Source organism: Actinosynnema sp. NPDC023794 (genome assembly GCF_040639675.1).
GTDB classification, from domain to species: Bacteria; Actinomycetota; Actinomycetes; order Mycobacteriales; family Pseudonocardiaceae; genus Actinosynnema; species Actinosynnema luteola.
On the sequence record NZ_JBFAFR010000021.1, the window covers coordinates 57,708 to 72,136 of the forward strand.

General features: G+C 71.1%; 16 protein-coding genes. 8 read left to right on the forward strand and 8 right to left on the reverse strand.

Translation table 11 applies throughout. From position 1 onward, the window contains the following. The first annotated feature begins 32 nt into the window (after nt 1-32). Nucleotides 33-515: a GNAT family N-acetyltransferase gene (locus tag AB0H12_RS31865; protein ID WP_499628021.1), complete on the forward strand. Its 483-nt coding sequence runs from the start codon at nt 33-35 to the stop codon at nt 513-515. A 10-nt stretch (nt 516-525) separates the two neighbouring features. On the opposite strand, the gene rfbD is transcribed toward AB0H12_RS31865, so the two are convergent. Together rfbD and rfbB are read right to left on the reverse strand one after the other, a co-directional pair. Continuing rightward, nucleotides 526-1,419 carry a dTDP-4-dehydrorhamnose reductase gene (gene rfbD / locus AB0H12_RS31870; RefSeq protein WP_499628023.1) on the reverse strand — a complete coding sequence of 298 codons (894 nt, stop codon included), beginning with the start codon at nt 1,417-1,419 and terminating at the stop codon, nt 526-528. Then, nucleotides 1,419-2,411, reverse strand: a complete 993-nt coding sequence (rfbB, locus tag AB0H12_RS31875; RefSeq protein ID WP_499628025.1) for a dTDP-glucose 4,6-dehydratase — start codon at nt 2,409-2,411, stop codon at nt 1,419-1,421. Before rfbB ends, rfbD begins: the two co-directional genes overlap by 1 nt. Before the next feature lie 251 nt (nt 2,412-2,662). Between rfbB and AB0H12_RS31880 the strand changes: the two genes are divergently transcribed. The 4 genes from AB0H12_RS31880 to AB0H12_RS31895 all read left to right on the forward strand — a co-directional run bounded on the left by AB0H12_RS31880 (nt 2,663) and on the right by AB0H12_RS31895 (nt 7,124). Continuing rightward, a complete protein-coding gene (locus AB0H12_RS31880) occupies nt 2,663-4,114 on the forward strand; it encodes an LCP family protein (RefSeq protein ID WP_499628028.1) in 1,452 nt (483 codons plus the stop codon). An 84-nt stretch (nt 4,115-4,198) separates the two neighbouring features. Next, nucleotides 4,199-5,398 carry an LCP family protein gene (locus tag AB0H12_RS31885; protein ID WP_499628029.1) on the forward strand — a complete coding sequence of 400 codons (1,200 nt, stop codon included), beginning with the start codon at nt 4,199-4,201 and terminating at the stop codon, nt 5,396-5,398. A gap of 69 nt (nt 5,399-5,467) precedes the next feature. Beyond that, nucleotides 5,468-6,370: a hypothetical protein gene (locus AB0H12_RS31890; RefSeq protein WP_499628031.1), complete on the forward strand. Its 903-nt coding sequence runs from the start codon at nt 5,468-5,470 to the stop codon at nt 6,368-6,370. Between the two features lie 58 nt (nt 6,371-6,428). Further along, nucleotides 6,429-7,124: a TIGR03089 family protein gene (locus AB0H12_RS31895; RefSeq protein ID WP_499628033.1), complete on the forward strand. Its 696-nt coding sequence runs from the start codon at nt 6,429-6,431 to the stop codon at nt 7,122-7,124. Between the two features lie 2 nt (nt 7,125-7,126). On the opposite strand, the gene AB0H12_RS31900 is transcribed toward AB0H12_RS31895, so the two are convergent. Continuing rightward, nucleotides 7,127-7,534 carry a DoxX family protein gene (locus tag AB0H12_RS31900; protein ID WP_499628035.1) on the reverse strand — a complete coding sequence of 136 codons (408 nt, stop codon included), beginning with the start codon at nt 7,532-7,534 and terminating at the stop codon, nt 7,127-7,129. A gap of 144 nt (nt 7,535-7,678) precedes the next feature. On the opposite strand from AB0H12_RS31900, the gene AB0H12_RS31905 reads away from it, so the two are divergent. From AB0H12_RS31905 to AB0H12_RS31915, 3 genes are all read left to right on the forward strand, one after another. Further along, nucleotides 7,679-8,017 carry an ArsR/SmtB family transcription factor gene (locus AB0H12_RS31905; protein ID WP_499628037.1) on the forward strand — a complete coding sequence of 113 codons (339 nt, stop codon included), beginning with the start codon at nt 7,679-7,681 and terminating at the stop codon, nt 8,015-8,017. Then, the gene (locus tag AB0H12_RS31910; protein ID WP_499628039.1) at nt 8,007-8,486 is read left to right on the forward strand and encodes an SRPBCC family protein; all 480 of its coding nucleotides are present in this window, start codon (nt 8,007-8,009) and stop codon (nt 8,484-8,486) included. The genes AB0H12_RS31905 and AB0H12_RS31910 overlap by 11 nt, the downstream gene beginning before the upstream one ends. A gap of 111 nt (nt 8,487-8,597) precedes the next feature. Continuing rightward, nucleotides 8,598-9,659, forward strand: coding sequence for a VanZ family protein (locus tag AB0H12_RS31915; protein WP_499628041.1), 1,062 nt, complete (start codon nt 8,598-8,600; stop codon nt 9,657-9,659). Nucleotides 9,660-9,888: 229 nt separating this feature from the next. Here AB0H12_RS31915 and AB0H12_RS31920 read toward each other — a convergent pair whose 3' ends face one another. From AB0H12_RS31920 to AB0H12_RS31940, 5 genes are all read right to left on the reverse strand, one after another. Next, nucleotides 9,889-10,218 (reverse strand): hypothetical protein, encoded by a 330-nt coding sequence (locus tag AB0H12_RS31920; protein WP_499628043.1) that lies wholly within the window; start codon nt 10,216-10,218, stop codon nt 9,889-9,891. Between the two features lie 198 nt (nt 10,219-10,416). After that, entirely contained in the window at nt 10,417-11,580 is a 1,164-nt protein-coding gene (locus tag AB0H12_RS31925) for an acyl-CoA dehydrogenase (RefSeq protein ID WP_499628045.1), read from the reverse strand. Between the two features lie 52 nt (nt 11,581-11,632). Next, a complete protein-coding gene (gene purE / locus AB0H12_RS31930) occupies nt 11,633-12,118 on the reverse strand; it encodes a 5-(carboxyamino)imidazole ribonucleotide mutase (RefSeq protein WP_499628172.1) in 486 nt (161 codons plus the stop codon). 17 nt (nt 12,119-12,135) lie between these two features. After that, a complete protein-coding gene (locus tag AB0H12_RS31935; RefSeq protein ID WP_499628047.1) occupies nt 12,136-13,332 on the reverse strand; it encodes a 5-(carboxyamino)imidazole ribonucleotide synthase in 1,197 nt (398 codons plus the stop codon). A 138-nt stretch (nt 13,333-13,470) separates the two neighbouring features. Beyond that, on the reverse strand, nt 13,471-14,424 hold the full coding sequence (locus tag AB0H12_RS31940) for an ABC-2 membrane transporter-related protein (RefSeq protein WP_499628049.1): 954 nt from the start codon (nt 14,422-14,424) through the stop codon (nt 13,471-13,473). Nucleotides 14,425-14,429 lie beyond the last annotated feature (5 nt).

A 14,429-nucleotide genomic window follows, 5' to 3' on the forward strand; every position in this document is an offset into this window, starting at 1 on the left:
GCATCCTCCCCCCGTCTGAGAAGCTGCGTGCCGTGACGATCACGGTCAGGGCAGCCGCGCGGGAGGACGTGCCCGCGCTCGTCCGCCTCCGCCTCGCGAACGCCGAGCAGCACATCCGGCTCGACCCGGCCGTCTACCGGCTGCCCGAGGCCGACGTCGTCCGGCAGCACTTCGAGGACGTGCTCTCCGGCGGGTCGGACGTCCTGGTGCTCGTCGCGGACGTCGACGGCGAGGTCGCGGGCATGGCGGAACTGGTGCCCCTGCCGGACCCGCCCGCGCACCAGATCGCGGTGCCGCGCCCGGCGGCCGACGTGCACACGGTCGTCCTGCACGCGCACCGCGGCCGGGGCGTCGGCAAGGCCCTGCTCGCCGGGGTGGAGCGAGCCGCCTCGGCACGGGGTGTGACCGCCCTCCACGCCGGCGTCCTGACGCTCAACGAGGACGCCGTCCGCTTCTACGCGTCGGCGGGGTACGGGCCTCGCGGCACGATGCTGCGCAAGGAACTGCCGGCCTGAACCGACGGCTTCACGGCACCGCGTTCGCCTTCACCGCCGCCGCCAACGCCTCCTGCCAGTGCCGCAACGGCGTCAACCCCGCGTCCGCCCAAGCCTTGTTGGACAGCACGGAGTACGCCGGGCGCGGCGCGGGCCGGGGGAAGTCGGCGGTCGTGCACGGCCGCACGCGCTCCGGGTCGAGGCCGAGTTCGGCGAAGATCGCGCGGGCGAAACCGCACCACGTGGTCTCACCGCCGCCGGTCGCGTGCAGCACCCGGGCCGGCGTGCCGCCCGACGTCACCGCGACCGCCAGGTCCAGCAGCCCGTGCGCCAGGTCGAGCGACCACGTCGGCGAGCCGAGCTGGTCGTCCACAACGGACAGCGTGTCGTTCGCGCCGGCCAGGCGTGCCATGGTCTTCACGAAGTTGTTGCCGTGCTCGCCGTAGACCCACGCGGTGCGGACTACCCACGAACGGTCCCAAGTGGACAGCACGCGCCGCTCGCCGTCAAGCTTCGTGCGGCCGTAGACCGACTTCGGGCCGGTCTCGTCGGTCGGCTCGTACGGCCGCGTGCCGTCGCCGGGGAACACGTAGTCCGTGGAGACGTGCAGCAGCGGCACGTTGTGCTCGCGGCAGCTCGTGGCCAGGTTCGCCGGCCCGACCGCGTTGACCTCCGCGGCCCGGTCGACGTCGGTCTCCGCCGCGTCCACCGCCGTGTAGGCCGCCGCGTTCACGACCGCCGGCCGGAACCCCGCGTCACGCGCGCTGGCGGCGAACACGGCCACCGCGTCCGCCACCGCCGAGGCGTCGGTCACGTCCAGCTCGGCCGACGACGGCGCGTGCACGAGGCCGTCACCGGGCGCCGCCGTCGCCAGGTCGCGCCCGAGCTGGCCGCGGCCGCCGGGCACCAGGAGTGCGAGCGCCATCAGCCGGCCAGCGCCGCGCGCTGCTTGAGGGGCTCCCACCACGACCGGTTGTCGCGGTACCACTGCACGGTCGACGCCAGGCCCTCGGCGAAGTCGACCCGCGGCGCGTAGCCCAGCTCGGTGCTGATCTTGGTGATGTCCACCGAGTAGCGCCGGTCGTGACCCTTGCGGTCGGTGACGGGCTCGACGAACGAGTCCCAGTCACGCCCCGTGGCCTCCAGGAGGCGCTCGGTCAGCTCCCGGTTGGTCAGCTCCGTGCCGCCGCCGATGTTGTAGATCTCGCCGGCGCGCCCGCCCTCCAGCACGAGCTGGATGCCGTGGCAGTGGTCGTCCACGTGCAGCCAGTCGCGGACGTTGAGCCCGTCGCCGTACAGCGGCACCTTCTTGCCGTCGACCAGGTTGGTCACGAACAGCGGGATGACCTTCTCGGGGAACTGGTACGGACCGTAGTTGTTCGAGCACCGGGTGATGCTCACCGGCAGCCCGTGGGTGCGGTGGAACGACCGCGCCAGCAGGTCCGACGACGCCTTGGACGCCGAGTAGGGCGAGTTCGGCTCCAGGATGTGGTCCTCGGTCCAGGAACCCTCTTCGATCGTGCCGTAGACCTCGTCGGTGGAGACGTGCACGAACTTCGCCACACCGGCTTCCAGCGCGCCCTGCAGCAGCGTCTGGGTGCCGAGCACGTTGGTCAGCACGAAGTCGGCCGAGCCGGAGATCGAGCGGTCCACATGGGACTCGGCGGCGAAGTGCACCACCACGTCCGTCCGGCTCATCAGGTCGGCGACCAGCTCGCGGTCGCAGATGTCGCCCCGGACGAAGGTCAACCTCGGGCTGTCCGCGACCGGCGCCAGGTTCGCCTCGTTGCCGGCGTAGGTGAGCTTGTCCAGCACCACCACCTCGGCATCGGCGTAGGCCGGGTACGCGCCGGCCACCATCTCCCGCACGTAGTGCGAACCGATGAACCCGGCCCCACCCGTTACCAGTACCCGCATGCTCGGTGTCCTCCTGAAGGCGGTTGCTCATCGCAGTCTGTCACGAGTGCCTTTCGTGCAACCCACCTGGTTGTTACAGCGTCTCCCGTATAAGAGGAATGTCCGGCGCGGTCAACCTCCGCGCCACTAATGTCGACCAGGCACGCCTGAGCGCACGGGGGAGGCAGGCAGTGGACTCCAGTCCGCCAGGAGCAGCCGGTGGATCGGCTGCGCTGCGTGCTCTAGCGCTCACCGCGCGTTCGCTGTTGGCGTTGGTCTCGGCGGCTGTGCTCGTCGTCACGTGGTACGGCTGGTACTACCTCAGCGACATCGACGACGACATCACGACGACCGACGTCATCGCGTCCTCGGTGACCGAGGACGCCGACGGCGTGCCGCGCAAGCCGCTCGACGGCGCGATCGACATCCTGCTGGTCGGGGTCGACAGCCGCACCGACGCGCAGGGCAACCCGCTGTCGGACGAGGTGTTGGCGCTGCTCAACGGCGGTGTGGCGGACGGCACGCAGAACACCGACACGATGATCCTGGTGCACATCCCCCAGGACGGCACGCGCGCGGTGGCCATCTCGTTCCCCCGTGACGCGTACGTGGAGATCGCGGACGGGTTCGGCAAGCACAAGCTGAACTCCGCGTTGGCCAGGCAGAAGAACGAGAAGGCGCAGGAGCTGCGCGACAAGGGCGTGACCGACGAGGCCCGCATCGAGCTGGAGTCGACGCTGGCCGGCCGCAAGACGCTGATCAAGACGATCGAGGGGCTGACCGGCGGCTCCGTCACCGTCGACCGGTACGCCGAGGTCAACCTGGCCAGCTTCTACGAGGTGACGAAGGCGCTCGGCGGCGTCGAGGTGTGCCTGAACGAGGCCACCAGCGACCGCGACTCGGGCGCGGACTTCCCGGCCGGGCGGCAGACCGTCGAGGGCGCGAAGGCGCTGTCGTTCGTCCGCCAGCGCGGCGGGCTGCCCGGCGGCGACCTGGACCGGATCGTGCGGCAGCAGGTGTTCATCGGCGCGCTGGCCCGCAAGGTGCTCTCCACGGGCACGCTGACCGACTTCGACCAGCTCGACCAGCTCGTGACGGCGGTGAAGAAGTCCGTCGTGCTGAGCGAGGGGTGGAACATCACCGAGTTCGCCACGCAGATGCAGGGCCTCGTGGGCGGCAACATCCAGTTCCGCACGATCCCGGTGGGCGACCCGATGGACACGTGGAGCGACGGCAACGTGCTGCCGGTCGACCCGGCGCAGGTGCGGCAGTTCATCAAGGGCCTGGCGACCGACGACAACCCGTCGAAGGCGCCTGTGACCACCACGACGCCGTCCGGGCCGCCGCCCTCGGCGATCACCGTGCACGTCTACAACGCCGCCGGGGTCGACCGGCTGGCCGCGAGCGTGCTGGACATGTTGGTGGAGAAGGGTTTCAAGCGCGGCCGGGCGGACTCCGGGGCGTACGCGGAGACGACGTCCGTGCGGCACGCGCCGGGTGAGCGGGCGAGCGCCGACAAGGTGATCTCCGCCCTGAGCGGTAACGCCGAGGCCATCGAGGACGACTCCGTGCCCAGGGGGCAGGTTCTCGTGTACGCCGGCGCCGACTACGCGCCGCCGGACCAGTCCGACCCGGCGTCGGTCGGCGTGCCCGGCACGGACAGCCCGCCCTCGACGAGCTCTACCCCGCCGATCACCGCCGACGGTGTGGTCTGCGTCAACTGACACACCACCTCCCGGTGAATCCGGACGTCCGACCGGCCGAGGGTGGTTAGCCTGATCGGACATCCAATCGTAGGAGGAGCGCCGGTGAGGGCTGCGGTGATCGCCGGACGCGTGCTCGTCGCGCTGCTGTCCTCGGCCGTGCTGGCGGCGTCCGGGTACGGCTGGTCGACGCTCCAGCGCGTGCAGGAGAGCGTGAACACGACGGACGTGCTGACCGTGCTGTCGGACGTGCCGAACGCGCCGCCCGCGGCCGACGGCGCGACCGACATCCTGCTGGTCGGCAGCGACAGCCGCACCGACGCCCAGGGGGTGCCGCTGCCGGACCACGTGCTGCGGAAGTTGCGCACGGAGGCGACGGACACCCTCAACACGGACACGATCATCGTGATGCGCGTGCCGCACGACGGCAGCAAGGCGCACGCCGTGTCCATCCCGCGGGACACCTACGTGCCGATCCCGGAGATCGGCGAGGAGAAGATCAACTCGGCGTACGGGCTGACCAAGTTCTTCACCATGGAGCAGCTGGCGGCGGCGGGCATGTCCGACCTGACCGAGCGCTCCAAGGCGGGCGACCAGGCCGGGCGGCGGGCGTTGGTGCGGGTGGTGCAGGAGCTGACCGGCGTGCGGGTCGACCACTACGCGGAGATCAACCTGTACGGGTTCTACCTGCTCACCGAGGTGATCGGCGGCGTCGAGGTGTGCCTGAAGCAGGGCACGTCGGACCCGGACTCGGGCGCGAACTTCCGCGCGGGCGTGCAGACGATCTCCGGCGGGGACGCGCTGGCGTTCGTGCGCCAGCGCAAGGGCATCCCGAACGGCGACCTCGGGCGGATCACGCGGCAGCAGGTGTTCATGTCGGCGGCGATGTCGAAGCTGCTGTCGGCGGGGACGCTGGCGGACCCGACGCGGCTGTCCGGGCTGCTGGACGCGGTGAACAAGTCGATCGTGGTGGACGAGAACTTGGACTTGGCGAAGTTCGCCGGCCAGGCGCGCGGGCTGGCGGGCGGGAACGTCGAGTTCGCGACGATCCCGGTGACCGGCGTCGGCGCGCGCAACGACCGCGGCCAGAGCGTCGTGACCGTGGACCCGGCGCAGGTGAAGGCGTTCGTGGCCGAGTTGCTGGGCGAGAAGACGCCCGCGCCGGCCCCGCCCGCGACGTCGGCTGCCGAGACTTCGGCCACGGCCGGCGCTTCGCCTACCCGGCGCTTCGCCGCCGACCGGCCGGTGAGCCTGGACGGCCCACGTCACCGCGTCGTCCAGGCCGGCCCGGCCTGCGTCGACTGACCGGCCTGCGCCGGCTGACGGCCGATTCGTTCAAGACGCGCCGTCGGTGCAAGTGCCAGCATCGTCGGCATGGACCACGCCCGCGCACACGCCTTCCTGGACACCCACGCCCGGCTGCTCGAACGACGGCTCGCCCTCCTGTGGTCCCGGCCCGACCCGGTCGCGGCGGTCGCGATCGTGGACGTCCTCGCGGGCTACCGCAACGCCGACGGCGGGCTGGGCCACGCGCTCGAACCGGACGTCCGCGCGCCGCACAGCCAGCCGCTGGCCGTCGACTTCGCGCTCGGCGTCCTGGGGCAGGTGCTGGACTCGCCCGCCGCGTCCGACACCGCGGTGCGGCGGAAGGTCGCCGGGTTCGCCGAGAGCCTGGTGCCGTACCTCGAATCGGTGACGTCGCCCGACGGCGGGCTGCCGATCGTGCTGCCCGACATCGCCGACCACGCCCGGGCCGAGCACTGGGGCGACGGCCGGTTCCCGGTCGGCCTCAACCCGACGGCGGGCATCGTCGCGGGGCTGCGGAAGGCCGGTGTGTCCGCCGCGTGGCTCGACGCCGCCGACGAGTTCTGCCGCGTGCGGATCGAGGCCCTGTCCGGCGACGTCGACGCGCACACGGCGGTCAACGTGCTGCGCTTCCTGGCGACCACCCCGGACCGGGAGTGGACCGGTCGGCACGGGCTGTCGGTCGAGGACCTGAGCCTGTTCCACCTCTACCCCGGCGAGGGCTACGGCCTGACCCCGCTCGACTTCGCACCGCTGCCGACCGATCCGCTGCGCCCCCTCTTCCCGGCCGACGCGATCACCGCGCACCTGACCGCGCTCGCCGCCGCCCAGTGCGAGGACGGCGGCTGGCCGGTGTCCTGGCAACCACCGGGCCCGGCTTCCACCCTGGAGTGGCGCGGCATCGCCACCGCCGCCGCCCTCCGCGTCCTCACCACCAACCAACCCGCGCCCTACCTCCCACCGCGAAGGTAGGACTCTCGGTGATCGGGTCGATGGGCGCGGGCGTGGCGGGGCGTGGCAAGGTTGGCGCATGACCGTCACGGATGCCCTGTTCGCGCCCCTGTTCGCGGCGAATCCCGGCCGTCCCCTGATCACGCACTACGACGACGCGGCGGGCACACGGGTCGAGCTGTCGCGCGCCACGATCCGGAACTGGGCGGCCAAGACGGCGAACTGGCTCCGCGACGAGCACGACGTCGAGCCCGGCGACCCGGTGGCCGTGCTGCTGCCCGCGCACTGGCAGACGGCCGGCGTGCTGCTGGGCGCGTGGTGGTGCGGCGCGGCGGTGACGGACGACCCGACGGGCGCGAAGGTGGCCGTCGTGGCGCCCGGCGGCGAAGCGCCCGGAGCTCTGGTGACGGCCGTGGCGTCGTTGCACCCCATGGGGCTGGGCAGCGGCGCGCCCGTGGACTACAACGACGACGTGCGCGTGTTCGGCGACGACTTCGTGCCGTGGGAGCCGGTCCCCGGCACCACGCCCGCCCTGCTGAAGTCCACTGTGGACGAGGTGGTGGAAGAGGCGCACCAGCGGGCGGCGACGTTGGGCATCACCACGGCCTCCCGCGTGCTGTCCACTGTGGAGTGGGGCCTGCCGGACGGCCTGCTGAACGGTTTCCTGGCCGTGCTGGCGGGCGGCGGTTCGCTGGTGCAGTGCAGCAACGCCGCACCGGACCTGCTGGCCGCGCGCCGCGCCAGCGAGCAGACGACCCTGGACCTGGTCGGCTGACGTCAGGCGGGCTGCTCGACCCTCCGCCCCTTGGCCAACCGCGCCACGGACAGCGACCCGCCGTTGAACCCGACCGCGATCGCGGCCACGCCGAGCACGAGGACCAGTTCGTAGCCGCCCTGGCCGAGCAGCCCGTTCGGCAGGTGCACGAGAACCAGCGCGCCGAGCATGTTCACCGCCAGCAGCACGCCGACCACGGGCATCGCCACGCCGAGGACCAGCAGCGCGCCGCCGACGAGTTCGACGATCACGGCGAACCAGGCGGACAGCGCCGGCAGCGGCACGCCCATGCCCGCGAAGGCGGTGGCGGTGCCGTCCAGGCCCCACTCGGTGACCTTCTGCCAGCCGTGGGCGATGAAGACCACTCCCACGCCGATGCGACCGATGAGCGCTGCCACGTCCTTGAGCATTGCGTTTCCCCTTCACGTCGACTGTCGAACGCCTCGACGTTATATGAACTTTCAACCACTTCTCCCGCCCGCCGGCGAGGTTGACAGCGACTCGACAGGGGCGTAGAAAACCAGTCAGTTAGATAACCAAGTGGTTAGGTAGCCATGGCGGACGATCCCCTGAGCATCACCTTCGCGGCCCTGGCCGACCCGACGCGGCGGGCCATCCTGGCGCGGCTCGCGGACGGCGCGGCGACCGTGAAGGAACTCTCCGAGCCGTTCGCGATGAGCGGGCCGGCGGTGTCCAAGCACCTGCGCGTGCTCGAACGGGCGGGGCTCATCACGCGGGGCCGTGACGCGCAATGGCGGCCGTGCGCGCTCGACGCGACGCCGTTGCGCGAGGTCAGCGAGTGGGCCGACGGTTTCCGCCGGTTCTGGGACGACAGCTACCGCCGCCTGGACACCTACCTCGAACGCATGAAGGAGCAGGAAGATGACGACTGACACCACCGTTTCGTGGACCACGCCGTCCGCGGTGGAGGTGGCCATGACCAGGACGTTCGACGCGCCGCAGAAGCTGGTGTTCGAGGCGTTCACGAAGCCGGAGCACGTCGTGCACTGGATGCTCGGGCCCGAGGGCTGGACGATGCCCGTGTGCGAGATCGACCTGCGGCCGGGCGGGCGGTGGCACATGGTGTGGCGGCGGGCCGACGGCGGCGAGATGGCGATGACCGGCGAGTACCACGAGGTCACGCCCTGGTCGAAGACGGTGCAGACCGAGTCGTGGGGTCCGGAGTGGCCGTCGACGGTGAACACCACCGAGTTCATCGCGGACGGTGACCGCACGACGGTCGTGCAGACGATGAAGTACCCGTCGCAGGCCGACCGGGACCGGGCCCTGGAGACCGGGATGAAGGACGGCGCCGAGATCAGCTACGAGCGGCTGGCGGTGTACCTGACGTCGGCGGGCTGACCCGGCGCGTCCGTTCGGCGGCAACGTGCCCCGATCGGGTTTGGTGTTCACGCGATGGGGTTACTGAGCGGTTGACCTACGTCGCGGGATCGGTGGACCGGATCGGTGGAGATGCTGAGTTCGTACCTGGAGTCGGTTCGGACGGGTTTCGCGGCGTTCGTCGGCGTCGGTGTGCTCGTGCTGCTGCCGCTGATCGCGTTGCACTACTACCGGTTCGGGCGGGTGGAGCCGCGTCGGGCGGTGGTGCTGTACGGGCTGTTGGCCTACGGGCTGGTGGCGTTGGCGCTGATCTTCCTGCCGTTCCCGTCGGCGCTGGTGTGCGACGGCGAGCGGATGCTGTCCACCACGCCGTTCCAGTGGGTGACGGACATGCGCCACAACCTGGCGGCGAACGGGCGTTCGGGACCCGAGGCCGTCGTCACGTCCCCCGCGTTCCTGCAGCAGGCGTTCAACGTCGCGCTGTTCGTGCCGCTGGGCGTGGTGCTCCGGAAGTCCTACGGGCGGGGCGCCTTCGCCGTGGTCGTGATCGGGCTGGGGATCTCGCTGGCCGTCGAGGTCGTGCAGTACACGGGGAACCTGGGCGCGTACCCGTGCCCGTACCGCATCGCGGACGTCGACGACCTGATCTCGAACACCACCGGTTCACTGCTCGGCTGGATGCTCGCGCCGGTCGCCCTGGTCGTCCCCGTCGTACCGGACCCGGACGCGGCCACGGCCCCACCCCGCACGGTGACCGTGCCGCGTCGCCTGATGGCGCTGGCGGTGGACGTGATGATCCTGATCGTCACGACTCACCTGGTCTTCGACGACAGCCGCTGGTGGCTGCTGGCGCTGACCGTCGTGATCCGCGTCGTCCTGCCGTCCGCCACCGGCCGGACCCCCGGTGGCTGGCTGCTGCGCCACCAGCTGCGGCGTGCGGACGGCTCCCGAGCCGACCCGCTCCGGATCACCGCGCGCGAACTCCTGGGCGTGACGGGCCTGATCACCTACTTCACCCTGGCGCCGACCCCTTGGCCGTTCGCCGTGGACGCGACCGTGCTCGCGTTCTTCGTCGTGGGCACGTTCGTCATCCCGGTCCTGCGCCGGGACCAGCGGAGCCTGCCGGACCTGGCCGCCGGAACCCGCGCGGTTCCGGCGGAGCCGGCCCCCGCAACCACCCTGACCAGCCCTTAACCTCACTCCACGGGGCCGCCGTCGGACGACGAGTACCGAACCTTCTCCACCCTCCTCCACCGCTACTGCGAGGAGGAACTCGACCAGGCGGAGCACTTCTCGGTGCCGACCAGGTACGGCGACGTGTACGTGTCCTTCGACCGCCACCACCGCGGCCCGGAGGACGCGTACACGCCGTTGGGGGACACGAAGTTCCGGGACTCCTGAGCGGGCCGGACAATAGGCCGGATCAGAAGCAGATACCGGTGTAGGCGAGTGCCGAAGCCAGGATGTAGCCGTCACCGAAGTGGGTGTTGTTCTGGTCGTAGAGGTTGCCGTAGTACCAATTGCCCGACGGGCTGGGCACGTTGAACTTGTCGCCCGCGAACGCGTACGCCTTGACCGAGCCGCCGGGCGAGTACCGGAGGGTCGCGTTGCTGGTCAGCACGTACTGCCGGGTGCACTGGACGCCGACGTCACCGGTCGTGGCCGCGACCGGGGCGGCGGTGGCGGCACCCCCGGACACCGTGAGGCCGACACCCATCGCGAGTGCCACGACGGCGGTCCTGGTCCTGTTCATGAGCCCTGCTTCCTTTTCGCCGATATCCGCGGTGCGAACGGGACGCAACGGTAGGGGCAGGAAACGCGGGAACACACTCGACCATCAGAGTAACGCGCCACTACTAACCGTGATAATCCACGGGGAACCGTGCGGATACCCGTAGACGAAAATCAAGGCGGCCTGATCGACGAAGATCAGGCCGCCATCGAGCAGAACTCAGCCGTTCAGGAGTGCGCGCGACATGACGACGCGCTGGATCTGGTTCGTGCCCTCGTAGATCTGGGTGATCTTGGCGTCACGCATCATGCGCTCCACCGGGAAGTCGCGCGTGTAGCCGGCGCCACCGAACAGCTGCACGGCGTCCGTCGTGACCTCCATGGCCACATCCGACGCGAAGCACTTGGCCGCCGCCGTGATGAAGCCGATGTTCGGCTCACCCCGCTCGGCCTTCGCCGCGGCCACGTAGACCATGTGCCGGGCGGCTTCGATCTTCATCGCCATGTCGGCCAGCATGAACTGCACGCCCTGGAACTCGGAGATCGACTTGCCGAACTGCTTGCGGTCCTTCACGTAGGCGACGGCGGCCTCCAGGGCGCCCTGCGCGATGCCCACGGCCTGCGCGCCGATGGTCGGACGCGTGTGGTCCAACGTCCGCAGCGCGGTCTTCAGGCCGGTGCCCGGTTCGCCGATGATGCGGTCCGCGGGGATCGTGCAGTTCTCGAAGTGGATCTCACGGGTCGGCGAGCCCTTGATGCCGAGCTTCCGCTCCTTCGAACCCACGACGAAACCCGGGTCGTCCTTGTGCACGACGAACGCCGAGATGCCCTGCGACTTCTTCGGCGCGTTCGGGTCCGTCACGGCCATGACCGTGTACCACGTCGACTCACCGGCGTTCGTGATCCAGCACTTCGTGCCGTTCAACACCCAGTGGTCGCCGTCCAGCCTGGCCCGCGTGCGCATCGACGCCGTGTCCGAACCGGCCTCCCGCTCGGACAACGCGTACGACGCCATCGCCTCGCCCGACGCGATGGACGGCAGCACCTGCCGCTTCAACTCCTCGGACGCCGACAGCAGGATCGGCATCGTGCCCAGCTTGTTCACCGCCGGGATCAGGGACGACGACGCGCACACGCGCGCCACCTCCTCGATCACGATGCACGTCGCCACCGAGTCGGCGCCCTGGCCGTCGTAGTCCTCGGGCACGTGCACGGCCGCGAAACCGGACTTGACCAGCGCGTTCAACGCCTCGACCGGGAAGCGCTCCTGCTCGTCCACGTCCGCCGCGTGCGGCGCGATCTCCTTGTCGGCCAGCGACCGGACCGCCTCGCGCAGCGCCTCGTGCTCTTCGGCGAGCTGGTAGGTACCGAAGCTCGGGTCCACGTTAAGTTACCTCCCGGTAGGGCGTCCTACCCGGATGTTAGCGCGCGTTCACTCAGTTCGCCGCTGTGCCGTCCGCAACAGCCCGCAGCGCCGCGTCCTTCTCCAGCACCAACTCGGCGAGCGACGCCTGGAACGCCTCCATCCGCTTCCGCAGCTCCTCGTCCGCCGCCGCCAGGATCCGCACGGCCAGCAGCCCGGCATTGCGCGCGCCGCCCACCGACACCGTGGCCACCGGCACGCCCGCCGGCATCTGCACGATCGACAGCAGCGAGTCCATCCCGTCCAGGTACTTCAACGGCACCGGCACGCCGATCACCGGCAGCGCGGTCGCCGAGGCCACCATCCCCGGCAGGTGCGCGGCCCCGCCGGCGCCGGCGATGATCACCCGCAACCCCCGGGACGCGGCCGTGGCGGCGTAGTCCAGCATCCGCTGCGGCGTGCGGTGGGCCGAGTACACGCCGACCTCGTAGGTGACGTCGAACTCCGCCAGCGCCTCGGCCGCGCCCTTCATCACCGGCCAGTCCGAGTCACTGCCCATGATCACGCCGACGTGCGTCACTGCTGTCCTCCGTGGATGTCGTACCCGTCCAGCCACACACCGTCGGACAGCCAGTGCGCCGCGAGCCCCGCCCGCCGCCGCACCTCGTCCATCCGCTCACCGAGCAGCGTCACGTGACCGATCTTGCGCCCCGGCCGCTCCGCCTTGCCGTACAGGTGCACGTGCGCGTCGGGGAACCGGGCGAACAGGTGGTGCAGCCGCTCGTCCGGCCCCATCTCGGGCGCGTCCGCCGCACCGAGGACGTTCGCCATCACGACGGCGGGCGCGGCGAGGTCCGTCGCGCCGAGCGGGTAGTCCAGCACGGCACGCAGGTGCTGCTCGAACTGCGAGGTCCGGGCGCCCTCGATGGTCCAGTGGCCGGAGTTGTGCGGGCGCATGGCGAGCTCGTTGACGACCAGCCCGTCGGTGGTCTCGAACAGCTCCACGGCCAGCAGCCCGACCACGCCCAGCTCGGCGGCGATCCGCAGCGCCAACTCCTGCGCCTGCTCGGCGAGGGCCGGGTCGACGTCCGGGGCGGGCGCCAGCACCTCGACGCAGATGCCCTCCTGCTGCACGGTCTGCACCAGCGGCCACACCGCGCCCTGGCCGAACGGCGAGCGCGCGACCAGCGCGGCCAGCTCCCGGTGCATCGGCACGCACTGCTCGACCATCAACGGCGTGCCGGCGGCCAGCAGCTCGGGCACGACCCGCTGCGCGCTCTGCGGCGTGTTGAGCATCCACACGCCACGGCCGTCGTAGCCGCCGCGCACGGCCTTCAGCACGCACGGCCAGCCGTGCCGACCGCCGAACTTGAGCACGTCGGACGCGTCCCGCACAGCGGTGAACGGCGGCACCGGCGCGCCCATCGCCGACAGCCGCTCGCGCATGACCAGCTTGTCCTGCGCGTGCACGAGGGCGTCCGGCCCGGGGAAGACCTTCACGCCGTCGGCGACCAGCGCGTGCAGGTGCTCCTGCGGCACGTGCTCGTGGTCGAACGTGACGACGTCGCACGACTTGGCGAACGCGCGCAACGCGTCCAGGTCGGTGTGCTTGCCCAGCTCCACGTCACGCGCGACGAGCGCGGCGGGGTCGGAGTCCGACTCGGCGAGCACCCGCAGCGACTGGCCGAGCGGGATCGCGGCCTGGTGCGTCATGCGGGCGAGCTGGCCGCCGCCGACCATGCCGACGACGGGGAGACGAGTTCGGGAGTCCACGGTTTCGTGATTCTACGTGCACAAACAGGGTGCCCCGGACCGGGTGCGGAAGCCCCGCGCGGTCGGTGACGCGCGCGGGACCCCTCAGCAGGACCGCCGCGGTGCGAAGGCGGCGAGCCCGGTCTCGGTGAACCCGGGTCAGACCCGATCGGCCCGGCGCACCCGCACGAAGGCCAGCGCGAGCAGGCCCGCGGCGAGCACGAGGAAGATCGCGGACTCGAACAGCTGGAACGGCACGAGCCGGTCCGCCGGGTGGTACTCGGTGAAGGACAGCACGTTGTTGTCGTTCATGCACTTCGCGAAGGCCGCGCTGTCCTGGGCGCTCGAACACGCCGAGGGGTACGCGACCTCGTTGCCCGCCGCGTCCGAGAACCCGGTTCCCACCGTCCACGAACCGTCGCCCGGGCCGTCCCACGACCGCTGGTAGGCCTCGTACGGCTCCACCTTGAGCAACGGCTCCCGGAAGTTCGGCCGCCACAGACCCGCCACGACGCCGCGCACCGCGATGAACGCGCCGAGGGCGAGGCCCATGGCCATCACCGTGCGCCGGGTGACCGCGCCGAGCGCCAGCCCGAGCGCGAAGCCGAACGCCGCGAACCCGGCCTGCACCAGCGGCGCCGTCTCGAACGCCGGCACCCCGAACGGCGAGAAGATCGGTCGGGCGGACGCGGCGTTGATGCTGTCGATCAGCGTCCTCGACGCCTGGCCGACCCCGACGGCCAGGGCCACGGCGGGCACGCCGAGCAGCACCGCCTTGCCCGCCAGCCAGCGGGTCGAGGTGATGTCCTGGCTCCACGCCACGAGGTGCGTGCGCTGCTCGTACTCGCGCGACAGCACGGGCGCCGCCCAGAACACCGCGACGGCCAAGCTGGTCACCATCGGCGCCAGCATCACCACGCTGCCCAGGCTGATGAAGCGCCAACGACCGAACAGCCCCTGCGGGTTGCCGGTGACGTCGACCCGCCACGCGAGGAAGAGCGCCAGCGCGCTGGCCGCGCCGACGGCGGCCACCAGGCCGACGATCGCCCACCGGTGCTGCCGCCAGGTCAGCCACACCAGGTCCGCCCACCCGACGCGGGCGCGTCCGGTCACGGGCA